The following is a 23,120-nucleotide window of genomic DNA, read 5'->3' as shown; positions in this document are numbered from 1 at the left end:
ACTACCTAGTGGATGTATGCAGTTCTCAATTGCATTGGATTAAATCTAACTAGGAGTATAACTCTACTCTAATTCCAACTCCATTATAGATACGGTAAAGCATACGAATGAGATGGGACGAGATGGAAGGATGGGACAGATCAAGAGATGGCAAGCATCCTTTCTATCGGTATCATTGCTTTTTTTGCTATATTTTCAGGAACTTTAACCTCATAAACATCATTGAGAAGTGAATTGTATACTTTCTCGATTGTTATTTTTTTCATATATTTGCATATTGCGTCTTTTTTTACAGGGATAAATTCTTTGGATGGATTTTCTTCCTGCATTCTATGAAGTATTCCCACTTCTGTGGCTATTAGAAATTGATTATTTTTTGATGAATTAGCCTCCTTCATCATCCCTTCTGTCGATAATATTTTACAATCTCTATTTATATCGCCTTTAGATATATGATATAGTGTAGAAGAAGTACAACTACATTCAGGGTGAACCAAAAATTCGGCTTTTGAATATTTTTGTAGTATCGAGTTGATATCTTTGTCAGTAATACCAGCATGAACATGGCATTCACCAGGCCATATCTTGATATTATTCCTTTTCGTTACTTCCTCAACATAAGCTCCCAAAAACATGTCAGGTAAGAACAGAATAGGAGTTTTATTTGGAATACTCTGTACTACCTTTACTGCATTGGAGGATGTGCAGCAATAATCCGATAGAGCCTTTATCTCTGCAGAGGTATTCACATAACTTACAACCATAGCATCCGGATTTTCATTTTTCCATTTTAAGAGTTCTAGTGGATTGATAGAAGAAGCAAGTGAACATCCGGCTTCTAAATCGGGTATCAACACCCTCTTGTTTGGACTTATTATTGACGCTGTTTCAGCCATAAAATGGACACCGCAAAATACAATAATTGAGGCATCCGTTTCTTTGGCTAATCTAGATAATTTAAGGGAATCTCCAACAAAGTCAGATATATCTTGAACTTCAGAAATTTGATAGTTATGAGCTAAAATTATTGCATTTTTTTCTTTTTTTAGTCTTTGGATTTCCTTCGTGTAGTCTAGTTTCAATACAGACATTACTTGCAGATCAAATTATGAGATTCTTCAATTTAAATAATGGTGATTTAGTCTTTGATTGCCATAAATATTTCAATCATGGTAATTGTTGCCTATATATTATGATTTCAAAATGCATATAATAAATATGAGTTTCAATATTAATAGCTCATGCCGACTCACGGATCATTAACTAAAGCTGGAAAGGTTAGGGGTCAAACTCCCAAAATACAAGCACGTGAAAGAACTAGCCCTTCTTCTAAAGTTAGGAATAAGAATAATTTCATAAAAAGATTTGAAAAAAGGGTTCAACCAGGACAGAAAAAGCCAGAAAGAATGCATAGACGCTAAATAACTCTTCTCTACTCTGTTTTTTCTAATTTTCAAGTTTATTATTTAATTAATATCATTTTGCTTGATGGTTTCTCACCCAAATAAAATATTAATGGGTAAAAACAAAGCAAAAACATGTACAGCCATATTGCGGAAACATGGAAGACAATGTTGAAAACGAGATCTCCAGAAATAAAGAATAAAGCGTATGTATGGAGAAGAGAACCCACAATACATAAGATAGAACACCCCACTCGTATAGATAGGGCTAGAGCATTAGGTTACAAAGCTAAACAAGGCATAATTGTAGTTAGGGCTCGTGTTGGTAGAGGAGGAATGAGAAAGCAACGTCCTGTCTCAGGCAGAAGACCAAAACATATTGGTGTAGTTCACATTAAACAAAGCATCAGCATGAAAAGAGTAGCTGAAAGACGTGTAAATGAAAAGTTCGTTAATTTAAGGGTAATGGGATCATATATGCTTTATCAAGACGGAATGTATTCTTGGTTTGAAGTAATTCTAGTTGATCCACATCATCCAGCTATCATTAAGGATAAAGAAATGAGAAGTAGAATAAATTTTAACTAACTAGATTAGTATAAATTATCTTTTATTTTTATCTACTTGCTTCAATTATTTTATTTATGATGTTATTGACTTCATCTAGTGGAACGTCCTTATCTATAGTTACATAATATAGAACATTATCATTAGTTTGAGTTGGAATTAATACCAAAGTAACAAATTCATTTTTTGTAATAGAGAATACGGTTTTTCCAATTGATGACTCAAAGGAACTTCGCAGCTGTTGTCTCACAGATTCTATAAAACGTTCGTCTCTAGCCTGCTCAGGAGATAACAAAGGTTTTACATTCTGTCGCAGCTTTCCTGATATCGTTCTACCAAATCTATTAATTATTCCAACATATCGAATCTTTTCAGAAATGTTCAAAAATGAGATACATTTTCCATGATAAACAGATTTATTGGAATGATTAGTATATTTATTTTCCATCGTTAATACAGTTGTAATTGGATTGCTTTAAAAAGTATATTATTATTTCTTGTATTTATCTAATAAAAAGGCTAATAAAAAGAAAAGAAACAGAACAACTTTCAGCTCTTTGTAGATCATGAAAAATGGTTATTCTGAGAGTTTATTGTTTAGTTTACTACATAATTATGCGAGCCAATAGAATATATTTTTGACACTAAAATATATAGAGTCTAAAACAAAAACCAGACTCTTTTTTTCTTAATTGCCTACTTTATTCGAGCGAAATCGAATTTATATCATGCCATGGCATGGCATGGCATTCACATTCGCATCTTACCATTTTCATATCAAATGAGCAATCTTCGTCGGGACCGCAAGTCTCATCCATGGGCCAATCACCGGGACATTCTTTATGCTTGCCTCTTTTGCAAAAAAAAGTTAAAAACATGCTTTGTTTTGTATCTGAGCTATAAATCTATGTTAAATAACTGAGGCGCATAGATAGACCCCTCTCTTACTCTCTTCACTTTGGCTACAGACAAATAGTGTGGCCAAAGCGTTATCATAATTGCTCCTTCAGGAACATTTTCTGGTGATTCAATTACTATTAAATCGTTTAAATTAACTCCATGTTCATGCAATTTTTCTTTACTTCTATCTATCAATTCTGCAGGCATCCCACTGCTGTATAAATAGACTTTATTGGTGTACTCTATTCTATTAGACACTAAATATCTAAAAATTTTGCAATAAAAAAACATTCCCGTGATTCAACATCAGATATTCTACCATTATACTGTTCCATTTTATAACTACAGCTCATCAATTTTATACTTTGTAGTACAGCCTATGCATTCATAGATCTCGCTGCCCACCTGGCCAGAAACATTGAATCTTACTATAGTCTTACATTTTGGACATCGTCCTTCAGTAGACTTTGTTTTTCGTACTGGCCTTGCAGTTTTTCTCTTTCTACTACCCATTTTATATTTAATAGTAAATTCAACCTTTTAATAAATTAAGTTGATTCTTTGTCGAAGGATATGGGATTACTGGTCAAATAAATTTTTTAGATTTAGTAATTTTTTTGGAATGAATGACTGAATGAAAGAATGTATCTAATGTCGATTGTTTGGTGACAAAATCTAAGCAAAATGCATTAGTCCTGACTAATATAAAATTGTGGTTGGAAAAATTGAACCTAACAGATCGATAATAGAATGAAAAAATTAAAGGTTGAGGTGAGGTATTGGATAGAAACTACTTTTGACCTAATGCGTTATTCCCTTCATTGACTTGGTCTTGGAAGCTTACTTGGTTACAAGATACGATTGCATCTTCACCGGATACACATTGTGCATTTTGTTTGTTTTCTTGCTCTTGTTCAATGTCTTGATCTCGGTCATTTCCTTTACCCTTTTTGTTATCTCCGCCATTTTGTTGTCCTGCTGCGTTATTTCCTTCGTTGTCTTGGTCTTGGAAGCTCAAATTGTTACATGATGCAGCAACACTATCTCCTGCTACACACTGACTGTTTTGTTTGTTTTCTTGCTCTTGTTCAATGTCTTGATCTCCGTCATTTCCTTTACCTTTTCCATTTTGTTGTCCTGCTGCGTTATTTCCTTCGTTGTCTTGGTCTTGGACGCTTACTTGGTTACATGATGCTACCACATCTTCACCAGAGACACATTGTGCATTTTGTCGTGAAGATTGGCCTTGATCAATGTCTTGATCTCCGTCATTTCCTTTGTTTTTCTTGTCTGTTGCCATGACGTCATTCACAGCTAAAGTGGGACTCAAAAACAGAGCAAAAGTTACCACTGCAACCACAGCTAAAATTAGTGGTTTTTTATTGTTTAATGTAAACATCATAAGTTAAGGTAATGTGTATAATATGTATAGTTCTTAAAATAAATATGCTATTATCTTACATCATACTTTTACTAATAAAAAAACTAGAACATTATTGCCAAAGTTCACTAAATTTGTTGACTATGTGATAAATGTTCAACAAAAGATTGTCGGGTAATTTGTTAGCATATTGCAGACAATTTGCTTCCGTTTAGGTAATTGGTTTCAAGTGCAATCAACCTGGATAAGAATGCATCTACGTGAGCAGTCGGTTCTAAATGGATTAAAAAACTTTATCTCTATAAATTTAGCTGTATCATATTTATCTCGGATAATCAATATTCTTCATCATAAATGGGAGATACTCGTACAAATATTACCGATTCTAAAAATATTAAAACACATGTTGAAGTTACTATTGTAGGTAAAGATAAAGAAGGAATAGTGGCTGATACGACTAACTACATTTTCCGAAATGGTGGAAACATTGAAAAGATAAACCAGAATGTGGTTAAAGGACTCTTCGGAATGCATCTTGAGGCGTCATTTCCAACAATCGATAAACCAAAAATGCAAAAGGAATTGCATGAGTTAGGTATAAAGCTAGCAATGGAAGTGAAAGTACACTTCCATGAAGAGAACAAAATCAAGAACGTGGCAATTCTAGTAAGCAGAGAAGACCATTGTTTGTTGAAAATTCTAAATTCTCGCGCCTCTGGAGAAATAACTTGCAATATCTCGTTGATAATTGGTTCTGATGAAAAGCTAAAATCTATTGCAGACTCCTTTTCTATACCATTTCATTTTGTAAACCATACAGAACAAAGTGTTGCAGAAGGTGAAATTTTACAGCTGGTAGAAAATTTCGACATTGACCTCATCGTCTTAGCAAGGTATATGAGAATACTAACACCTAATTTTGTATGGCGCTACCCAAATAGAATCATAAACATTCATCCATCTTTATTGCCTGCTTTTCCTGGAGCTTTTGCATATGTACAAGCTTATGAGAGAGGCGCTAAAATAATTGGATGCACAGCACACTTTGTAACAGAAGATCTAGATCAAGGACCAATAATAATTCAAGAATCGTTTAAGGTGATGACAGAAGACACATTAGAATCTATCAAGATAAAAGGCCAAATTGCTGAAGCTCTTGCATTACTTGAAGCAGTAAAGCTGTTTTTAGAAGATAAATTAGAGGTCTATTGGGGCAAAGTAAGCTACAAATAATCAAATATGTTTTATAGCACAGCGCAACGATCCTAATTAAATTAACAATGGAAATCAAGAATTTAAGTCAAAAAAAAATTTCTAATTTGATAAAAGATTCCAATTACGAGTCCGCCATTTTGCCTCTTGGTTCCATAGAACAGCACGGAGATCATTTGCCATTTTCGACAGATACCCTTATTGTAGAACATATTTCAAATATTGTATCAACTAAATCAAAAGCCTTCTTACTTCCTTCGCTTTTCTACGGCGTATCATACGAACATGAGCCACATTTCAATATCTCAATAGACTATAACATACTAGTTGATTTCATCTCCTGTATATGTCAATCGCTATCAATGCACGGTATCAAACGTATGTATGTTATCAATGGGCATCACGGGAATATTGGCCTTTTACAATATGTAGGACAAAATCTGTCATCGAAATATGCCATGAATACGGACTTTTTTTATTTTATTAACTACTGGCAAATGCTTGAAAACGGGTTTGATCATGCAGGAGAAATAGAAACCTCCATCATGATGGCTATCCATCCGGATCTTGTTAATATGGATCTAGCAAAAACAGGACTAGACATAAACGGTCAAGAAAGCGAATCCTGGTATAAATTAGGTACAAACATGTCAATTAACAATCCGGCCGGGTTTGTGAAGTTTACTAAGAATGGAATATGGGGAAATCCATTTAATGCCAAGGTCATAGAAGGAAAGAAAATGCTTTCCCAGATAATAGAAAAAATATCGGCTTTAATAACAGACCCTAAATTTAGATAGTCCTTTAAAATCACATAAACGAGTAAAAACTAAATTTAATATAGGACATCCATTTGATAGAAAATAGGTTAGATAAAGTTGTCAGTAGATATGGCAGTTAAAGTCCTTGATGAAAGCCTCGGTAGGGATGTTTTGATAAAATTGAAGGGCGGTAAGGTTATTAGAGGAAATTTACAGGGTTTTGATCAACACATGAATTTATTATTAGAAAGTTCCGTTGAAATATTAGAAGAAGGAAAGACAGATGAGATTGGAAATATCGTTGTAAGAGGAGATAATGTGGTTATAATTTCTCCGCCTCAGTTCAAATAACTACAATTAATTTTGAGGTAAAAGGATTTGACAAAAGGAACAACATCTATGGGTAAATTTACCCGCAAAAAGACACATATTAGATGTAGGAGATGCGGACATAATTCATTTCACAAACGTGGCAAAACTTGTGCAAAATGTGGATACCCTGATCCAAAGCTCAGAAAATACAAATGGATAAAAAGACGGGTAAAATAACCCTCCGATTTACTGATTTAACATTCCAAGTTTTTGTTTTTATAAACCAATACGTCATTATGGTTATTAGATAGACATGATAGACATACTCATAGTTGCCAGTTCGGCCATGTTAGGTATAATTTGTGCCCTTTTTGTTTTCCAAATTATAAAAATAAGAAGAGAGAGTCGGCTAAAAATTCTCGGAAATGTCAAGTATGAGTTAAGCAGTCTTTACTTTGAAAAATCAGTTGCTTTAGAAGCTCTAAACAAGATAAATCAACATTTTGAGGAAAAAAGAATAGATGAATATGAAAGGGATAGATTATCTCATAAATACATCAATCTTTTAGATGAGTATGATAAGCGTGCTTTTCAACTTAACCCGATACTAGAGGTCCAAGAAATATACGAGTATAGAAATCAGTTAAATTCAATTTTATCAGATTATGTTAAAAAAATAGACACAAAGCTAGCGAGTTTGGGATTAGGCAATAATGAATCAAATTTTAAGGATAATGACAAGAATTATTTAAATGCATTCTCAAAACCAAAACAAACTAACTCGATATTAAATAAGATAAAAACAATGAAATTTAGTAACAAGAGAAGCAAGGAATCATTGTCTCAGGTTGATAACGACAACCAAGGGGAATCAGAATTTGGTATAAATGAAGGATTGAAAGAAACAGAAGGAAGATCAATTAACGATATCAACAAAGATTATACCGAAATAAATCAAGATGGTACAAGGACATCTACTCCACTAGATTTGAAGCAGTCCACGATTGGAAATATTGACTTAAATGAAATTGACAAAATACAAAGAGATATTCTTAAAACCTTAAAGAGATTAGGGGATTCATAATTAAGCATAAAATGGTTTATGTGAATTACAATAGTATCATGACCACATTTACTGCTTTGACCCGAGTGTTGGCTTTGACTGCGTTTGCTGATACTGCTGCTTCAATCGATTTAAATATACTTTCACCATCTTCATTATGAATAATTATGTCTACTTCCACTTCTGATTCTCAAAATAATGGCTCTATAGATAAAAGCTTTGAAAATATAGCCCAACATATCATCGAAAATCATATGTCCGATAAACTTCTCATCATTGGATTAGGAAGTGGGCGAGCGGTATCCAAAATTGTAAATCTGTTACCACCTTCCATCACAGAAAGGTGTAAATTTATTTGTACCTCATTACAAATAAAAATTGAAGCCGAGAAGAAAAAATTAAACATAGTAGATGAATCATTGATCCCTCTTTTAGATATTGTAATTGACGGAGCCGATCAAATTGATAATAAATTCTTCATGATAAAGGGTGGCGGCGGGGCCTTATTCCGTGAAAAGATCCTATACTATTCATCCAAGAAAACAATAATTGTCGGAGACGAATCAAAATTTGTTCGGCGTTTTTCAAGAATCGGTGCCCCTGGAAATACTCCCATTTGGGAGAACTGCAACGATACATTTTTTGAATAAATTAAATGGGATGTCAATACTTAGAACATTGGAGAAGGGCTATCCCTATATAACAGAAAATGGAAATCTTATTTTAGACGTTATGTTTAATGATTATTCGAATGTTCTTCAATTGGATATGGAACTAAAAAAAATACCAGGCATTATTGAGACGGGGTTCTTTATACGACCTGCAAGCGTTTGTTATTGCGCACTTAAAAATAGTCAATACAAAGTCTACGAAAATCCATCCACTCTAACCAGACAACTTAGATAGATCTAATCTTTTTGCTTATGAGTTGATGAATACGAGTAACGGTGACGGTTCTGATCATAGCAATATCACTAGCAATAGCAATAACTGTGATCTTATAATAAAGAATGCAAATGTTGTAATACCTAAAATAGGCGTTATTAAAAGAGATATACTAATAGAAAATGGAAAAATTAAAGAACTAACTAATTCGTCAGATAGCGTTAATTATTCAAAATCAATAAATGCAAATGGTAAATATGTTTTACCGGGATTAATCGATCCCCACGTTCACTACGGAGTATTTTCCCCTATTGAAGTGGCTTCAGCAACCGAATCGAAATCTGCTGCTGTTGGCGGGGTCACCACCATTATGCGAATGCTTAGAATATACGAATCATATAAAGATAAAATATCAAAGCATCTAGAAGCTAGTGCAAAGAACCATTTCATAGACTATGGCATACATGCTTCAATATTGAATTTTGATCAAGTAAAAGATATTTCGTATTTGTTTCAAAGTGGAATACATTCATTCAAACTCTACATGAATTTAGGTTCAACTGATAATAGGATCTTGATGGATATGGATCCGTGTAAAAATTTGCATCTACCAAAAAATGTGTATGTTTCAGATGAACTCTGTAGTAGCGTCCTCAGTGAGTCTTCTTCTTTTAAGAACTCAGTTGTTCTGGTTCACGCAGAAGACCATAATACATGTGCAGATCTCATTGAGGAAAAGAAAATAGCAATGTCAAAAACAGAAATCAGGACTTTAGATACGAGCACAGCAAATGTAAAAAATAATTTATCACATGCTAGAAATGATAACCCCCTAGACATATGGTCTAAATGTAGACCTACCAAGAGCGAAGTAATCGCTATAAAAAAGATTGGGAATACGGCTAGACAGTTTGGATCCAATATTTACTTTGTTCATATAGGATCTAATGATGCATTAGACGCCATTTTGTATGAACGACAAATTGGAGGATGTAATATCTATATTGAAACATGTCCACATTATTTAACTCACTCGGTTGATTTTAATAATATAAGGGGCAAAGTGGTACCACCTTTACGCTCCAAGAATGACATATCTAGTTTATGGAGTGCTATAAAAAACGGAGTAATTGACACTATAGGAACCGACCACGTTGCAAATACATTGAGTTTAAAGTCCGGTGAAAATAATGATATTTGGACCGCACTAGCAGGATTTCCCGGAGTGGCCACGATGCTACCTGTCTTACTACATTATGGAGTAAATTTAAGACAGATTCCAATTTTGCGCTTGGCGGAATTGACCAGTTACAATACTTCAAAAATCTTTGGAATGTTTCCTAAAAAAGGCACTATACAAAAGGGTTCAGATGCAGATCTAGTTATTATAGATGTAGATTTGGTACAAAAAAGTAACGCCGGACCTCTTGCAATCTTCTTCAGACTACACGATATATGATGGCATTAGATTGCAAGGCTGGCCCATCACAACCATCTCAAGGGGCAAAATAATTATGGAAAATGGTATAGTATTTCCTGAAAATCTGGGACATGGTGAATTTATAGGATCAAATAATTATTTTGGGAAATGATAAAACCATAATATCGTCTAACGTATAAAATTAGAATTTTTCAAAATCATGGGAACGGGATTATACTTGAATAATCAGTCTCATCGTCTGATTCGTCTGCCATATTTGAATTAAACGGTAAAGACATAGGCACATTATCATTGCTGGTTGAAGTAGTGGTACTGGCACTGGTGCTAGTAGGAGTACTGCTAGTGCTAGTGCTGCTCATGTCATTATTGTTGTCATCGTTGTTGGTGTTGCTAGTGCTAGTAGGAGTACTGCTAGTGCTAGTGCTGCTCATGTCATTATTGTTGTCATCGTTGTTGGTGTTGCTAGTGCTAGTAGGAGTACTGCTAGTGCTAGTGCTGCTCATGTCATTATTGTTGTCATCGTTGTTGTTATTGTTATTGTTGTTGGTGTCATCGTTATTGTCATCGTTGTTGTTATTGTTATTGTTGCTAGTGCTCTCTTCATTATCATTTGGATCGGATTTTAAGTCAGGTACTTGATTAGATTGAACAGGATTATCATCTAGATCAATACCAGTAGTGGCATGAACCACTCCAAAGTCAGTAAGGGAAAAAACTAGAATAGTAGCTATTGTTAAGAGTATAATACCATAAAAATTCAATCCACGATTCATATGTGTAATTAAATTATTAGATTTACATATTAAGGATTTTGATAAATATTTCTATACTATTAATTTAGAAATCAATCTTATACTATAAACTATCTATTTCTTATGGAATATTGTTGACATATGTTAGATTAAATTTATTTAAATCTGATGACCCAAGATCCTCAATCATCTGATATGGAGGTATAAGCAAAGGTATTATGTTTCTATCAATTTTCTCCTGAGCATAAGACACAGTACCCCCAGTTTCGGAATTTAATAGCATTACACCTATAATAAAAGTAGATAATATTATTAAATTAATTTTTTTCATAAGAATATTATATCATATTTTACTATTATTCAGTATTTAAATTTTGGCTACAGCATTGAATCAATAGTGATATCAGAGCAATTTTACTACAAGTATCGAGAATAATTCAGTAGAAAGAGCCCGTGATAAAATTTAAGAGCAGTTTTCAATTTTTATATAGTTTGATGAGTAATAAAATTGAATTGATATTTTAAATGGCATCTTCGTATCCTTCTTCTGATCCAATCCTTAAAGTTGAACGAATTTACAAAAGTTATCCTTCAACAGAGGGAGAAACACCAATACTAAAAAATATTGATTTTGAGGTCAAAAAGGGAGAGTTTGTATCTATTGTCGGTCCATCGGGTAGCGGCAAATCTACACTTTTAAATATACTAGGGACTCTAGATCGACCGACAACTGGAGATATTTATATCAATGGTGTAGATGTATTTTCTTTAAATGATCGTGATCTGGCATATTTAAGAAATAATGCTATCGGATTCATTTTTCAATCGTATAATTTGATAAATAGAGCGTCTGTTTTAAAGAACATTGAAATTCCCTGTATAATATCGGGATTAAATAAAAATGAGCGGTTAGAGAGAGCCTTAAAAATCATGGGATTGCTTGGAATTGAAGACAAAGGCAGTTTCAAACCGTTCAATTTGAGTGGCGGTCAACAGCAACGAGTTGCCATCGCTAGAGCCTTAATGAATAATCCATCCATCATTTTGGCTGATGAACCTACGGGTAACTTGGACACTAAAACAGGTAATGAAGTATTCAATTTGCTTAAGATGCTATCCAATAAATATAATAGGACTATACTAATGGTTACCCATAATCCGGAGTTAGCAATTAAAACTGATCGAATAATATATCTCAAGGATGGGGAAATAGAACGTGAAGAAAACATAATTACATAAATGATTTTTTAATAAAATTTAACCATGTAGGCATACAAGTCTATACTTTTTCACTTCATCTTAGATAACTTTAAGTCTATTTTGAGATATGTAATAGTGATAATTGTGATGATTACAATAACATGGATAAAAAGTATAGTGACAGAAAAAATAAAGACAAAAAAGAATCATCAAATTTACAAATCCACTTTAATTAACGATAAGATCCACAGATCATGTCACTTTAGTTTCCGTTTGATCCTAAATATTAAAGAGGTGTCTTGATTATATATAATTTAAAAATTTTACAATATTGCCCTGATAGTCCTCCTCATCAAATAAGATTTGGATCTAATTATGTACAAGTAGTTAGAAGGGATAGATTTTATGGATATTAGGGAAATATTCATTTTATCTTTTCAGGCGCTTAAAGAGAGAAAAATCAGGTCTCTCCTGACCATTCTAATGGTTATGGCTGGAACTAGTCTACTAGTGGCAGTAAATGGTGTAGGAGCAGGATTTACTGAATTCTTTAATAAACAATTTAGCAATTTAGCTCCTAACATTCTATTTGTTACAAGCGGCCAAGAAGAGGGCTCCAGTACTGTTGGCTCCACAGGAGGAGGAGGAGGATGAGGAGGCTCTGCGGGCTCCAAGATAACGTTAAATGCAGCAGTAATAAACAGAATTGATTCATTACCATTTATTGATGAAGTGATCCCATCTTATCAGTCACAGGTATTGATCAAATCTAGGGGCGAGGAAAAAACAAATGCAGCACTATCTATCGATCCAAACAAGTTATTTGTAATTGCCCCAACCCTTGATTTACAAGAGGGCTCTCAAATCAAACAAAATGATCCGTCTGCAATTGTAATAGCAGAAAACATTGCCAATCCTCCTGGCGAAGATAATCCATTTGTAACATTGGGAGAGACCATAGAATTAGAATATTCATTTATTGATGACATAACTGGCGAACAAGATACAAATTCGAAGAATTTTTTGGTTACTGCAATAATGGAATCTACAGGCAATCCAACCATAGACAATGCAGCAGTCATTAACTTGGATGCTGGTGATTCCCTTTTTCAGAAATCGGGCAAGTACGACTCTTTATTTGTAGTAGCATCATCTAACGAATTAGTAGATGTTGTAGAAAACGAAATTAAGAAATTGTATGGAAATGATATAAGGGTAACCACAGTAAAAGCTATACTAAAGACCATTGAACAATTTACAGGTGGGATCACCTCTTTTCTGTTGAGCATAGCCATAATCTCATTAATTGTTGGTGCAGTAGGAATAATAACCACATTATATACTTCCATGATTGAAAGAATCAGGGAAATTGGTACATTAAAAGCAATAGGCGCACAAAGCTCTAACATTTTGACAATGTTTGTTTTTGAAGCTCTGATAATAGGTATGCTTGGTGCCTCTTTGGGCTTGATTGGAGGTGTTGGAGGGGGTTATGCACTGTCTCAGGCCACCACCCCTAGAAATGAAGGCGACCCTCCCCTCATACCTCTTTTTTTTATGAGTGATATGATCACCGTATGGATAATCTCTGTTGTCCTAAGTGTAATTGCAGGACTATTGCCAGCTTGGAAGGCATCAAAGGTGAGTCCCATAGAAGCGTTGCGGCCGAAGACATAGAAAATAGTCATCAGATATTTGGGTCAAAAATTATGTTAAAGAATCTTCAAAATAGATTTGTCCGCAATACTTGGACTAAATCGTAATGGTGGTAAGATAACTATAGGAAAAGTTAACAATCTTTTCGTTAAAATATAGGATTTGAATTATAGAACTAAATTACAGAATTTCGAGAATGACGGAGATCCGGACTACACGGACTACATAGATCGATTCTATTTATAGGACTGATCCACATTTAAGTTCTGCATATACAGATAATCCCCTTATAAAGAGCGATGTTTCATATGTTGACAAAACATTACATTAAATGGCGAAAGAGACGGATTGAAAATTCAAGATTAGGTTTGATTTCGAGGAAGAATTAAATAATTATATTATAGGAACAGGATTTGGCAACATTAAGGCATACAAATAGGATCCGATGAATACATAACCGTCGTTTCCTTAGAAAAATAAAGTATATAAAATCTCTTAATTTTTTTCTAAAATTAAATATTTATTATATCGATTATCACTAATAAGTATAGATGAAAAAAGAATTCATAGTTGCCAAAATTGAAGCATCCACGGATGGTTCTCCTTATATATACGTATCATTTAAGGATCCAAATGAATATTTAAAATCTGGTGATAAGCAAATGAATCCTTTTGGTTCCAATGTAATGGCTTTTACTTCTCCAGAAGACCTTATGAAGAATCTACCAAAAGCCATGTCAAATATATCTAATATGTTTGGTGGAGGCGCAGTAAGCGACGCCCCTACTTTCAAAGTAACCATGAAAGAATATGATGAATTAAAGATTAAGGTCGGGGATAAAGTAGTTATAGATATTCAAAGATATGAACAAAACGATACCTAATGTATCATAACTATGAAAAATGCGGTGCCTAGTCCTCAAGCAGTTCTAAAAATAAAAGCAATAAGGTAAATGGGATATTCGCCTGTTTGGTTAATCACTTTTGTCTAAATCAATTTGTTTCTTTCTTTCAATCTCGATTAATTCATGCTGTTTTTTGTCCTCTATGGTAGTAAAGACTGATCCGCAGTCAAAGCAAAAATAGTTTGATGTCAACTTTGATATCGGATCAATTAGGGTAGGATTTTCTTTATCAAGAATTTCAGGGCCATTGGTAGTAAATTTCTCACCCAAACTCTCCTCATTGGCTTTGGTATGATTACTAGATTGATTTCCAACTTGAGTACTTTGCTCATTATTATTTTTTACGTCATTATCGGTGGTGTTGGTTCTATCCGCACTCGTTTCGTTCAATTCTATTTTTTCCCTCGGTTCATGTGATGACAAAATACCATATCAACGATTTTATATATTATTTACTTTGAGTGGTTAAATTGTATCTATAAATATTTTTTCTTGTCGTTTTTACTTTTATGCTATAAATGACTCTGGAAAACCTAACTGTCTTGTAAAACAAGGAATCAAATTGCAAATTATTTTCTAGAGCCTAATGTGAGTTCATATTACCATTAACGTTTATAAATTCCGCCATGTGACGTTTTTCATCATAGACAATTACACAAGGGCCGTCATTAGTTTTTTCAGAAAAGAAATTTCTGTTTAGTGATCCGGGGTTCAATACAAGTGTTTTCCCCATTTTTTCAATTCTTTTAATATGCGTATGACCGAGTATCAAAATATCGAATAACTGACTTTCTATTAAGGATCTTGACAAATCAGAGTTTGTTCCATGATATATGCCTATTTTTTTTGATGAAATTAAGAGTTTTCCAAATTCGTTTAGAAATTGAGAATTTTTTAATGCATCAAACTGCCTTGTGATACCCATTAATTCCCCATCATTGTTTCCCCTAACGCCATAAAATTTTGTTTCTTTGTTTAATTTCTTGAACAAACTAATCATTCCCGGAAAAACATAATCACCGGCATGTAAAACATAATCTACTTTCGTCGTGTTGAAAATATTTATTGCTTTTTTAGTATTTTCAATATCATCATGTGTATCTGAGACTACCCCAATTTTCACTATCAATTGTTTTTTAACCATCATAAAAAATCTTGTGATTTTCATTATGGACATTGGGCAAGGTAACGTTCAAGAAACAAGTCAATACCCATATTAAGTTCCAAAATATTGAAATTAATCTATGCTTTAAACAGTTTTAGCATTTTGTGAATGTCAAATTTTGAAAACGTTCTTGATTGCATAAAATCACGAATCTGTTTTATAATAAACTCAAATTAATAGGATTGGTGACAAATGGATGAGTTTTATGGAGACGACAGATGGTAGATGGTAGATGGGAGAACATGTACGCTTTAGGCCTGTTTTTTCACATACATAGAGGATTGCTTGTCTGACCGATGAATAATGTAAAAAGCATGACAAGAAATTATGAGAGCTGCGAGAGTCATCTTAGTTGCAAAAACGAAATTCCATGGTGTTTCAGGGTTGGGATAGCTTATATTGATTTCATCAAAATTCAAAGAGTTATTGATTGTATTTACAGTTATAAACGATCCCCACACAGTAAAATTGTAAGTAAATTCATAAGCTGCAACAACTATCAAAATAATTGATAACACAGATAACACAGATCGAACTATTTTTGGGGTATTTTGTACTCTGCTATATCCGATTTTAGTAACACAAAACCATGTGATAACTGAGAAAATTGCAAGATAGGTAACCAATTTGCCAGATCCATCAAAGATCAAATCGTTTTTTACGATTGTTTCACCTATGTTTAATGCACCTGTTTTATCATATTCTATCCAACTCCAATACATTCCGAACATTGTTATATACAGCATCATGAATGCTGAAAAATAGAAAAATACTATATAAACAGAGCGTGAATCAACACTATGAAAAAAATTGGTTAACACGTTAATCATGAGTAATACTGTAGGTAAATTAGAGCGAATATAAAATTAACTTTATTGATGTCAAGGTTCATGAATACTTTTTATGTGCTTTAGTAGCCGTACCGCATCCATTTCTTTCAAACTCATTTTATTGTTCAGAATATAATCTCTAAAACTTTCAAGCTGAGAATGGATTTCAGGATACTTTAATTTGCATTTGTCCAAAATATCTTCGTAGGTCCTATAAGGAAAATATGTCTGTTTTGATATTTTAAGGATCGACCTTCCTGTCATATTGTCTATGATCTTGTATTTTTGGGCTAAAAACAAATTGTATCTAATATCAATTAATGCTTCTGACTTGTAATTCGTATAATCCGTAAACGTCACAGCAACCTCATCATCAGACTCTAAGATTCCATTTCTAAAAAGTCTAAAAATTTTTCCTATTCCTATCATTCCATACTTGCCAAGTTCGACAGCACGAAGAGCGCCCAAACTCGATGATCCTAAAACCTTTACATTCCTTTTTCTAACTAAATTATAAACTTCAATTGGTGTAGGTGGATAATCCTGAAGAAAATATCCATCCACCAATCCAACAATATCAACTTCTTTTAGTATCAATTGCAGAAGGTCACCCTTTTTAGCTGGAAGTCTGTAATCGGCGTCTAGAATTTTTCTTGCTTTATCCCTTGATAGAGAAGGTCCTAAAAATATTACAGGTTTGGACCTAACCATTTTTTAACACTTTCCTTGGCTCTTCGCCCTATAACTGCTTTATTTATTTTGAATGTTTCCAATCCAGGAACGATGACCCTAATAACTGGTATATTTAATTTCGAATTAGTCAAGTTTACTACTATAGCTTTTGTTAGACCTCTCGATTTTAGATTATTCAGAATAAGTTTTATGTCATCTAATATATCGTCATAGGAAAATGTACGGATTTCTGAAAAAGACTTCTTTTCTTTGGATTTAATGAATTGCCATGATCTATTTTCATCATTATTTTCAGGATCATATTTCATCTTTCTTAGATCATCCCTAGATCCTTGAATATTAGCTGCTCTGGATTGAGATACTTCTGTTATAGCTCTCATCAATGCAATTCGTGCATCTGGATGAGTTCCATGACCTTCTACTAGATATCCATACTCATGATTAACCCATTCGGCACTACTTGCTATAAAGGTCGGAATTCCAAGGTCTGAGGTAATATCCTTTACTGTCAATGGTATTTGAGATCGTCTAAATCTATTTACGATACGGTCAATAGTAACATTCTCAATACTGTTTAAATCAACTTCTGGATAAATAGCATTATCGTCCATAAAACTCTTTGAGTCAAATGACTTTAATTGAAAACCCCTTTTTACAAGCGAATATTCAATAGTTTTCAATACATGGTACTGAAATGCGCTAGAAGTGAATTCGGCCAAACTCACCGCATCCCTTTCTACAACTTCGCATAGGGCGTGACAGATTGCTTCTTCTAGTACATTCCCAGAAGCCAATCCATTTGTATGGTAAAAAGAATAAGGATTTATTGATGGCGGCGATGGAGTATATCTAAAAATAGTCAATGGAGCAGGCACCAAAACTTCTGAGTTATTGATTAAATCATAACCAATACAATAGTCCATTATCATTTCTTCATTTAAATGGAACGAGACTGGTTCCACTACTTCATCATATGCTAGAACAGTATAACTTTGAGATAATTCTTTAAAAGTCCCCCTCTGAATTTTTCCGTCATAATTTGCAGGTAAGGATGAAAATCTTTCAATGCTTTCCATAATAGCACTAGCTCTTGCATGGTTTTTCGTAGGACCCTTCCCACTATATACCCAGATGTAATCCTCCGTTCCTGGCAGTACGGCTGAAAAATTAGGTATTTTAAGTCTATCCATATTTGTAATATCTGCAATTCTTGTAATTCCAATTTGATGAATTAAGGAATTTACTTTTTCTAAAGTTTGTTCTACAGGTTGGATTCTAGATGTACCCATCGTACTCCATTTTTTTCTAGATTTCAATAATAATTGAGATGTAGTTTTCAATCAGAATGTACATTCTTCATTTCTATACGATATTATTTTAATTATTGGGTTGACAAGATAAAAATGATTATCCATACTACATGAATGGATTAAAGATAAATTAGAGTTTAAAATAGAAAAGGTATATATAACACAAATTCTCTTGTGGAATTACTTGAGTTCTATGAGTATAGAAGCTGAAGTCATAAGTGAGATTTTACTTAAGGCAGCCAGTGAACCTGAATTCAGGAAACGACTAATAAGAAATCCCAAAAAAATACTCGATTGTTATGATATATCCAATGAAGCTAAGATAGTGATTCAGAAGAGCATAGTTGATTTAACTTAATAATTCTAATAGTTTTAATTAACAAACATCGAATCAAATATTTAACTACTCCAATGATCAAAGTATCTATCCATTACAACAACAAATCTCAATTCGAGATATCTACTGTACCTAAAGTAGCTTTAATTATACTATTAGGTATTTTTATTATATATGTAACACCGGGCTCTTCATTTTCTGCTCTAGCCATAAATAATATGAATGATACCAATCACAGATCTCATGATGTTTCTTTCAGTGGAACAATATCCTCAAATCCTGAAACATTTCACAATACAGGTCTTGAACAATCATTTTTTATTTTCCCAGTTAAAAACGAAAGCACTACTTATTCAGGAGTACTAACTTTTGCTTCGAGCAAACCTGTACAAATCCAATCCATAAATATTTTGACCATAAATAATAGTCTGAAACTACCAGTACAATTTGGAACACTATATACATTTCCTGTTAACGACACCATAGTAATTCCAAGTAATTTACTTGATGAACCCAAAAATACCGGTAGTGTCCTGTTTTCTGGGAATGGTTTACGTATTATAACAAATGAACCTTTTTTGGTCAGTTATTCATTTAGTGGGAAAGAATTTTATTCGATCACAAAAAACGATATAGAGAGTGCACTACAGGTATACAGAGAATTAACTGGGACCTATTCATGACAAATAAGATATCTGAAATTTCACTCAGAATTCGAGTAGAATTCGGTTTTTTTAGCAATCGGTGTTCATCTAAATTTTATTGATGTGGATGAAAGTAGTCACGTGTTAAAATCTAAGAGACAATTCAAGAAATACATAAATAATTCTACAAAATAAATCAGTTGGAGATTAAATCATAGGTTAATGAGTAGGAACTGGGGTATCTGATGGAATCATTTTTTACAAAATGCGAAATAGAAGTATTATTTGAGAATAAAATAGTAGGCGAGACCATGCAGAATAATTACAACATAGTATATCAAACAAATAGAATTGAATTACTTGAAATAGTATCTCCTAATCTTGTAATCGAAAATTTCAAGGGAACGAATTTCGAATTTGCATGTGCTCTGGTGTACTCACTACGTTTTAAACACGGAAATATACAGATGGCCCATGTAAAACGATTCAAAGAATCGGATGCCTTTGAGCTTGTAGTATATTATTCTAACTCAGATGTAATAGACAGGGAAAGAAGGGAACAGATGATATTTTATCATTCCCAAAACAATTTAGATTTTGAGTACCCTAATCCTGAAAGCATATTGCAATCAGCAAATTCCTACTTTAGTAAAAAACACCCCGACTTGCATTTTTGAATCTAAATATATGATTCATGATTGGTTGTAAAAATCATATGAATGTATGCATCTTGAATCTCAGAATTATTATCACTTAATTAGGTAATTAATTATTCAAGATAGAGATACAAGTGATATAAGGAATCAGTCCAAATTTGTACTTTCATTCAATCATTGGTAGAGAAAGGCAGCGAATAATACATTTGAGATGTTAGTCAATAGAAATATTAATAATATAAGTTGCCTTGACAAAAAAAATTTAAACTGTTAGAATAGGAGAATAGAGTTATAAAACAAAAAAAAGATTAAAGAAAAAAATACCTAGGAATTCAATGGATTTTCCTCTATATCATGATATTCTTTTAAGGGATTTTATAGTTAAAAAGTCCACCCGCTTCTATGATATCTGAAATTATTTTGCTAAATGGTTTGATTGGATAGGATTCATTTTTAGTAACGTTAAAAATGCTATTATTGTCTAAATTAATTTCTATTTTATCCTTATCATCTATTTTTTCTAAAATATTTTCTTCAATTTCAATAGGTAGTAAATAACCACCATCTATAGAATTTCTATAGAAGATTCTTGCAAAAGATGGGGATAAAATGGCTTTAATACCTGTTTTTGATAGAGCAATTGGAGCATGTTCTCTGCTTGATCCACATCCAAAATTATGACCCACTAAAAGAAAATCACCTTTAGAAACCTTGTTGATAAAGTGAGCATCCAGTCCTTCCATTGCATGTTTTGCAAGCTCATCGTGGTCATGTATTTTTAGATATGGACCGGGAATGATAACATCCGTGTCTATATTCGGTCTATTGTATTTGTGCACGGCGCCTTTTAAAATCATTATAAATCCCTTGGATCAGTTAATTTTCCAGTAATTGCTGACGCAGCTACAACCATCGGAGAGGCAAGATATGTTTGGGACGTTACATCCCCCATTCTACCAGGAAAATTTCTGTTAGTCGTGCTTGCACAAATTTCATCTTTTCCTAAAACTCCCATGTGCGCACCACAACAAGCTCCACAGGTAGGTGGACCAATAACTGCACCAGACTCCATAAAAATGGTAACTAAGCCCTCTTTAATTGCCTTCATATAGATCGATTGAGCAGCAGGGAGTACCTCAGTTCGTACTTTAACTTTCTTTCCCTCCAAGATTTTGGCCGCAGCCCTGAGATCACAAAGCTTTGCACCAGTACAAGAACCTATATACGCTTTGTCTATTTCTATACCTTGAACCTCCCTTACAGGAACAACATTCTCCGGAGAAAATGGCTTTGCCACAGAAGGTGCCATTTTTTCGCAGTCATATTCAAATATTTCTCTAAATTCGGCATCTGGATCTCCTTTGACTAGATTAAAGTTTATTGCTCCGAGTCTTGTCCTTAAATAATTTACAGTTGTGTTATCCGGTTCTATTATTCCATTCTTCGCACCGGCCTCGGTTGTCATATTGGTTAAAGTAAACCTTTCCTCCATTTCCATATCATCTATAACACTACCACTAAACTGCATCGCTTTGTAATTGGCCCCATCGGTCCCTATATCGGAAATAATATTCAAAATAATGTCTTTAGCCATAATATAATCGGGTTTTTTTCCTGTTATCTTAAATAGTACAGTTTCTGGTACCTTAAACCATATTTTACCATGTTTTAAAACATAAGCAATATCTGTATGGCCCAGCCCTGCACTAAAAGCACCAATTGCGCCTGTAGTGTTAGTATGTGAATCCCCACCAACATAAACTTCTCCAGGTAACACTAACCCCTCTTCATGAGAAATCGTATGACAAATACCGTATTGTCCCATTCCATACTTGAAGTGTTTCTTTATACCATATTTTTGAGCCCATTTGGTTAATTGAATTACGTTGTCGGCAGAAATCCTGTCGGCGGCAGGAACAAAGTGATCTTCAGAGATCCACACCCTCTCAGGGTCCCATAGTTTGTCCAGTTGAAAGCCCTTTTTTTCCAATTCCTTAAATACCTTGATGACCCCGGGGCCCGAAACGTCATGAATCATAGCTTTATCAACGTTAGAAAATATGATATCTCCAGGGGTAACTGTTTTGGAATTAGAGGAATGAGACAGGATTTTTTCAGTTATTGTCATTCCCATAGTAATATAATTAAGAATGACTTCTAAAGATTAATACTTTTTGAATTGAGGTTTAAGAGAAATTAAGGATCTTTATGATAAAATTAATTATGTACTTTGCTTTGAGAAATATCAGAATTTGGAAGTTATCCCCATCCACCTAGATAGAGAATCATCAGAATTTAATTTGTATGAAAAAATTATCATGAATAAAGAAAAAATATGCATCGAAGATAGCGATATACTTGTCATATCAAGCAAATATCTTTCAATCAGTGAAGGTAGAATTAAGAAATTAACAGGGATAAAACCAAGCAGTCAAGCTATTCAAGCCTCTAAACAGTATCACATAGACCCAAAAATAATGGAATTAATTCTCAGAGAATCTGATGAAATTTTTGGTGGATTGTATGGATTTGTATTAACTTCTGTTCATAAGGTACTAGCTCCCAATGCAGGTATTGACAAGTCAAATGTGCCTAAAGGTAGTGTTGTTTTGTATCCAAAATATCCTTACCACTCCATAGAGACCATCAGACAGAAATTCATGATAGATTCAAGGAAAAGGGTGGGGGTTGTTTTATCAGATAGCAGAATTTTACCCATGAGAAAGGGGACAGTGGGCATTGCATTAGCTTGCTGCGGATTTGAACCAGTCATAGATCTGAAAGGGAGTTACGATCTTTTTGGAAATATTCTAAAGTATACCTCTCAAAATCTTGCAGATTGTCTAGCTTCCATAGGGACGATGATAATGGGAGAATCTAACGCATCGACTCCAGTCATACTAATTAGAGGATTAAATATTAAAATGACCGACAAGCCTGTCTCTAGTGATACATTAAGTATTGATAGCAAATTTGACATTTATATACGAGGACTTTCAAAGAGAATTGCGGGATCATTTATTTGAAAAGTTTTAATTTTTTAAATT

31 protein-coding genes and 1 pseudogene are annotated in these 23,120 nt (G+C 33.5%); 17 read left to right on the top strand and 15 right to left on the bottom strand.

The window, feature by feature from the left end; all coding sequences use genetic code 11:
- Positions 1-140 precede the first annotated feature (140 nt).
- Positions 141-1,091, bottom strand: a complete 951-nt coding sequence (nadA, locus tag AB0A59_RS02950) for a quinolinate synthase NadA (RefSeq protein ID WP_458746331.1) — start codon at positions 1,089-1,091, stop codon at positions 141-143.
- Positions 1,092-1,241: 150 nt separating this feature from the next.
- On the opposite strand from nadA, the gene AB0A59_RS02945 reads away from it, so the two are divergent.
- On the top strand, positions 1,242-1,421 hold the full coding sequence (locus AB0A59_RS02945) for a 30S ribosomal protein S30e (protein WP_458746329.1): 180 nt from the start codon (positions 1,242-1,244) through the stop codon (positions 1,419-1,421).
- A gap of 117 nt (positions 1,422-1,538) precedes the next feature.
- Positions 1,539-1,991 (top strand): 50S ribosomal protein L15e, encoded by a 453-nt coding sequence (locus tag AB0A59_RS02940; RefSeq protein ID WP_458746328.1) that lies wholly within the window; start codon positions 1,539-1,541, stop codon positions 1,989-1,991.
- Positions 1,992-2,019: 28 nt separating this feature from the next.
- On the opposite strand, the gene AB0A59_RS02935 is transcribed toward AB0A59_RS02940, so the two are convergent.
- The 5 genes from AB0A59_RS02935 to AB0A59_RS02915 all read right to left on the bottom strand — a co-directional run bounded on the left by AB0A59_RS02935 (position 2,020) and on the right by AB0A59_RS02915 (position 4,272).
- Positions 2,020-2,418, bottom strand: coding sequence for a hypothetical protein (locus AB0A59_RS02935; protein WP_458746326.1), 399 nt, complete (start codon positions 2,416-2,418; stop codon positions 2,020-2,022).
- 253 nt (positions 2,419-2,671) lie between these two features.
- Entirely contained in the window at positions 2,672-2,848 is a 177-nt protein-coding gene (locus AB0A59_RS02930; RefSeq protein WP_458746324.1) for a hypothetical protein, read from the bottom strand.
- Between the two features lie 19 nt (positions 2,849-2,867).
- On the bottom strand, positions 2,868-3,128 hold the full coding sequence (locus AB0A59_RS02925; protein WP_458746322.1) for a hypothetical protein: 261 nt from the start codon (positions 3,126-3,128) through the stop codon (positions 2,868-2,870).
- Between the two features lie 84 nt (positions 3,129-3,212).
- The gene (locus tag AB0A59_RS02920; RefSeq protein ID WP_196818090.1) at positions 3,213-3,383 is read right to left on the bottom strand and encodes a hypothetical protein; all 171 of its coding nucleotides are present in this window, start codon (positions 3,381-3,383) and stop codon (positions 3,213-3,215) included.
- A 277-nt stretch (positions 3,384-3,660) separates the two neighbouring features.
- Complete coding sequence (locus AB0A59_RS02915; RefSeq protein ID WP_458746321.1) at positions 3,661-4,272, bottom strand: hypothetical protein; 612 nt, start codon at positions 4,270-4,272, stop codon at positions 3,661-3,663.
- 333 nt (positions 4,273-4,605) lie between these two features.
- Between AB0A59_RS02915 and AB0A59_RS02910 the strand changes: the two genes are divergently transcribed.
- The 7 genes and pseudogenes from AB0A59_RS02910 to AB0A59_RS02880 all read left to right on the top strand — a co-directional run bounded on the left by AB0A59_RS02910 (position 4,606) and on the right by AB0A59_RS02880 (position 9,943).
- Positions 4,606-5,484, top strand: coding sequence for a formyltetrahydrofolate deformylase (locus tag AB0A59_RS02910; protein ID WP_458746320.1), 879 nt, complete (start codon positions 4,606-4,608; stop codon positions 5,482-5,484).
- A gap of 47 nt (positions 5,485-5,531) precedes the next feature.
- Positions 5,532-6,263, top strand: a complete 732-nt coding sequence (locus AB0A59_RS02905) for a creatininase family protein (protein WP_458746318.1) — start codon at positions 5,532-5,534, stop codon at positions 6,261-6,263.
- Between the two features lie 78 nt (positions 6,264-6,341).
- Positions 6,342-6,575, top strand: a complete 234-nt coding sequence (locus tag AB0A59_RS02900; protein ID WP_149861860.1) for an LSm family protein — start codon at positions 6,342-6,344, stop codon at positions 6,573-6,575.
- A gap of 27 nt (positions 6,576-6,602) precedes the next feature.
- Positions 6,603-6,773: a 50S ribosomal protein L37e gene (locus AB0A59_RS02895; RefSeq protein ID WP_144734120.1), complete on the top strand. Its 171-nt coding sequence runs from the start codon at positions 6,603-6,605 to the stop codon at positions 6,771-6,773.
- Between the two features lie 76 nt (positions 6,774-6,849).
- Complete coding sequence (locus AB0A59_RS02890) at positions 6,850-7,620, top strand: hypothetical protein (protein ID WP_458746316.1); 771 nt, start codon at positions 6,850-6,852, stop codon at positions 7,618-7,620.
- A 146-nt stretch (positions 7,621-7,766) separates the two neighbouring features.
- A pseudogene (rpiA, locus tag AB0A59_RS02885) lies at positions 7,767-8,505 on the top strand (ribose 5-phosphate isomerase A).
- A gap of 25 nt (positions 8,506-8,530) precedes the next feature.
- The gene (locus AB0A59_RS02880) at positions 8,531-9,943 is read left to right on the top strand and encodes a dihydroorotase (RefSeq protein WP_458746314.1); all 1,413 of its coding nucleotides are present in this window, start codon (positions 8,531-8,533) and stop codon (positions 9,941-9,943) included.
- A gap of 179 nt (positions 9,944-10,122) precedes the next feature.
- On the opposite strand, the gene AB0A59_RS02875 is transcribed toward AB0A59_RS02880, so the two are convergent.
- A complete protein-coding gene (locus AB0A59_RS02875; RefSeq protein WP_458746312.1) occupies positions 10,123-10,698 on the bottom strand; it encodes a hypothetical protein in 576 nt (191 codons plus the stop codon).
- Between the two features lie 100 nt (positions 10,699-10,798).
- Positions 10,799-11,008, bottom strand: a complete 210-nt coding sequence (locus AB0A59_RS02870) for a hypothetical protein (protein WP_458746310.1) — start codon at positions 11,006-11,008, stop codon at positions 10,799-10,801.
- Positions 11,009-11,202: 194 nt separating this feature from the next.
- On the opposite strand from AB0A59_RS02870, the gene AB0A59_RS02865 reads away from it, so the two are divergent.
- The 4 genes from AB0A59_RS02865 (at position 11,203) to AB0A59_RS02850 (ending at position 14,417) form a co-directional block, all read left to right on the top strand.
- Positions 11,203-11,916, top strand: coding sequence for an ABC transporter ATP-binding protein (locus AB0A59_RS02865; protein ID WP_458746309.1), 714 nt, complete (start codon positions 11,203-11,205; stop codon positions 11,914-11,916).
- Between the two features lie 366 nt (positions 11,917-12,282).
- The gene (locus tag AB0A59_RS02860; RefSeq protein ID WP_458746308.1) at positions 12,283-12,531 is read left to right on the top strand and encodes an ABC transporter permease; all 249 of its coding nucleotides are present in this window, start codon (positions 12,283-12,285) and stop codon (positions 12,529-12,531) included.
- 105 nt (positions 12,532-12,636) lie between these two features.
- Entirely contained in the window at positions 12,637-13,554 is a 918-nt protein-coding gene (locus AB0A59_RS02855) for an ABC transporter permease (protein ID WP_458746306.1), read from the top strand.
- A gap of 530 nt (positions 13,555-14,084) precedes the next feature.
- A complete protein-coding gene (locus tag AB0A59_RS02850; protein WP_458746305.1) occupies positions 14,085-14,417 on the top strand; it encodes a hypothetical protein in 333 nt (110 codons plus the stop codon).
- A gap of 90 nt (positions 14,418-14,507) precedes the next feature.
- Here the strand turns inward: AB0A59_RS02850 and AB0A59_RS02845 are convergent, their stop codons facing one another.
- From AB0A59_RS02845 to AB0A59_RS02825, 5 genes are all read right to left on the bottom strand, one after another.
- The gene (locus AB0A59_RS02845; RefSeq protein ID WP_458746303.1) at positions 14,508-14,861 is read right to left on the bottom strand and encodes a hypothetical protein; all 354 of its coding nucleotides are present in this window, start codon (positions 14,859-14,861) and stop codon (positions 14,508-14,510) included.
- A gap of 160 nt (positions 14,862-15,021) precedes the next feature.
- A complete protein-coding gene (locus AB0A59_RS02840) occupies positions 15,022-15,561 on the bottom strand; it encodes a metallophosphoesterase (protein WP_458746301.1) in 540 nt (179 codons plus the stop codon).
- 293 nt (positions 15,562-15,854) lie between these two features.
- A complete protein-coding gene (locus AB0A59_RS02835; protein WP_458746299.1) occupies positions 15,855-16,352 on the bottom strand; it encodes a hypothetical protein in 498 nt (165 codons plus the stop codon).
- Positions 16,353-16,484: 132 nt separating this feature from the next.
- Entirely contained in the window at positions 16,485-17,144 is a 660-nt protein-coding gene (locus AB0A59_RS02830; RefSeq protein ID WP_458746297.1) for a TfuA-like protein, read from the bottom strand.
- Entirely contained in the window at positions 17,123-18,466 is a 1,344-nt protein-coding gene (locus tag AB0A59_RS02825; protein WP_458746295.1) for a YcaO-like family protein, read from the bottom strand. The genes AB0A59_RS02830 and AB0A59_RS02825 overlap by 22 nt, the downstream gene beginning before the upstream one ends.
- A 163-nt stretch (positions 18,467-18,629) precedes the next feature.
- Between AB0A59_RS02825 and AB0A59_RS02820 the strand changes: the two genes are divergently transcribed.
- The 3 genes from AB0A59_RS02820 (at position 18,630) to AB0A59_RS02810 (ending at position 20,094) form a co-directional block, all read left to right on the top strand.
- A complete protein-coding gene (locus AB0A59_RS02820; protein ID WP_458746293.1) occupies positions 18,630-18,794 on the top strand; it encodes a hypothetical protein in 165 nt (54 codons plus the stop codon).
- A gap of 53 nt (positions 18,795-18,847) precedes the next feature.
- On the top strand, positions 18,848-19,456 hold the full coding sequence (locus tag AB0A59_RS02815; protein WP_458746291.1) for a hypothetical protein: 609 nt from the start codon (positions 18,848-18,850) through the stop codon (positions 19,454-19,456).
- 206 nt (positions 19,457-19,662) lie between these two features.
- On the top strand, positions 19,663-20,094 hold the full coding sequence (locus AB0A59_RS02810) for a hypothetical protein (protein ID WP_458746289.1): 432 nt from the start codon (positions 19,663-19,665) through the stop codon (positions 20,092-20,094).
- A 344-nt stretch (positions 20,095-20,438) separates the two neighbouring features.
- Here the strand turns inward: AB0A59_RS02810 and AB0A59_RS02805 are convergent, their stop codons facing one another.
- A complete protein-coding gene (locus AB0A59_RS02805; RefSeq protein WP_458746287.1) occupies positions 20,439-20,930 on the bottom strand; it encodes a LeuD/DmdB family oxidoreductase small subunit in 492 nt (163 codons plus the stop codon).
- Positions 20,930-22,201: a 3-isopropylmalate dehydratase large subunit gene (locus AB0A59_RS02800; RefSeq protein WP_458747541.1), complete on the bottom strand. Its 1,272-nt coding sequence runs from the start codon at positions 22,199-22,201 to the stop codon at positions 20,930-20,932. The genes AB0A59_RS02805 and AB0A59_RS02800 overlap by 1 nt, the downstream gene beginning before the upstream one ends.
- 190 nt (positions 22,202-22,391) lie before the next feature.
- Between AB0A59_RS02800 and AB0A59_RS02795 the strand changes: the two genes are divergently transcribed.
- A complete protein-coding gene (locus AB0A59_RS02795; protein ID WP_458746285.1) occupies positions 22,392-23,099 on the top strand; it encodes a coenzyme F420-0:L-glutamate ligase in 708 nt (235 codons plus the stop codon).
- Positions 23,100-23,120 lie beyond the last annotated feature (21 nt).

It is taken from the genome of Candidatus Nitrosocosmicus sp. T (assembly GCF_054408485.1).
The sequence above is the reverse complement of the archived record's forward strand: the minus strand, read 5'-3'. Positions and strand labels throughout refer to the sequence as shown.

Bases quoted from the DNA above. Each gene is read 5' to 3' on its own strand.
- AB0A59_RS02940 (WP_458746328.1), top strand. From the start codon at position 1,539: ATGTACAGCCATATTGCGGAAACATGGAAGACAATGTTGAAAACGAGA.
- AB0A59_RS02835 (WP_458746299.1), bottom strand. From the start codon at position 16,352: ATGATGCTGTATATAACAATGTTCGGAATGTATTGGAGTTGGATAGAA.
- AB0A59_RS02860 (WP_458746308.1), top strand. From the start codon at position 12,283: ATGGATATTAGGGAAATATTCATTTTATCTTTTCAGGCGCTTAAAGAG.
- AB0A59_RS02945 (WP_458746329.1), top strand. From the start codon at position 1,242: ATGCCGACTCACGGATCATTAACTAAAGCTGGAAAGGTTAGGGGTCAA.
- AB0A59_RS02905 (WP_458746318.1), top strand. From the start codon at position 5,532: ATGGAAATCAAGAATTTAAGTCAAAAAAAAATTTCTAATTTGATAAAA.
- AB0A59_RS02830 (WP_458746297.1), bottom strand. From the start codon at position 17,144: ATGGTTAGGTCCAAACCTGTAATATTTTTAGGACCTTCTCTATCAAGG.
- nadA (WP_458746331.1), bottom strand. From the start codon at position 1,091: ATGTCTGTATTGAAACTAGACTACACGAAGGAAATCCAAAGACTAAAA.
- AB0A59_RS02890 (WP_458746316.1), top strand. From the start codon at position 6,850: ATGATAGACATACTCATAGTTGCCAGTTCGGCCATGTTAGGTATAATT.
- AB0A59_RS02915 (WP_458746321.1), bottom strand. From the start codon at position 4,272: ATGATGTTTACATTAAACAATAAAAAACCACTAATTTTAGCTGTGGTT.
- AB0A59_RS02935 (WP_458746326.1), bottom strand. From the start codon at position 2,418: ATGGAAAATAAATATACTAATCATTCCAATAAATCTGTTTATCATGGA.
- AB0A59_RS02870 (WP_458746310.1), bottom strand. From the start codon at position 11,008: ATGAAAAAAATTAATTTAATAATATTATCTACTTTTATTATAGGTGTA.
- AB0A59_RS02805 (WP_458746287.1), bottom strand. From the start codon at position 20,930: ATGATTTTAAAAGGCGCCGTGCACAAATACAATAGACCGAATATAGAC.
- AB0A59_RS02930 (WP_458746324.1), bottom strand. From the start codon at position 2,848: ATGTTTTTAACTTTTTTTTGCAAAAGAGGCAAGCATAAAGAATGTCCC.
- AB0A59_RS02795 (WP_458746285.1), top strand. From the start codon at position 22,392: ATGAATAAAGAAAAAATATGCATCGAAGATAGCGATATACTTGTCATA.
- AB0A59_RS02815 (WP_458746291.1), top strand. From the start codon at position 18,848: ATGATCAAAGTATCTATCCATTACAACAACAAATCTCAATTCGAGATA.
- AB0A59_RS02880 (WP_458746314.1), top strand. From the start codon at position 8,531: ATGAATACGAGTAACGGTGACGGTTCTGATCATAGCAATATCACTAGC.
- AB0A59_RS02800 (WP_458747541.1), bottom strand. From the start codon at position 22,201: ATGACAATAACTGAAAAAATCCTGTCTCATTCCTCTAATTCCAAAACA.
- AB0A59_RS02910 (WP_458746320.1), top strand. From the start codon at position 4,606: ATGGGAGATACTCGTACAAATATTACCGATTCTAAAAATATTAAAACA.
- AB0A59_RS02850 (WP_458746305.1), top strand. From the start codon at position 14,085: ATGAAAAAAGAATTCATAGTTGCCAAAATTGAAGCATCCACGGATGGT.
- AB0A59_RS02820 (WP_458746293.1), top strand. From the start codon at position 18,630: ATGAGTATAGAAGCTGAAGTCATAAGTGAGATTTTACTTAAGGCAGCC.
- AB0A59_RS02875 (WP_458746312.1), bottom strand. From the start codon at position 10,698: ATGAATCGTGGATTGAATTTTTATGGTATTATACTCTTAACAATAGCT.
- AB0A59_RS02920 (WP_196818090.1), bottom strand. From the start codon at position 3,383: ATGGGTAGTAGAAAGAGAAAAACTGCAAGGCCAGTACGAAAAACAAAG.
- AB0A59_RS02810 (WP_458746289.1), top strand. From the start codon at position 19,663: ATGGAATCATTTTTTACAAAATGCGAAATAGAAGTATTATTTGAGAAT.
- AB0A59_RS02865 (WP_458746309.1), top strand. From the start codon at position 11,203: ATGGCATCTTCGTATCCTTCTTCTGATCCAATCCTTAAAGTTGAACGA.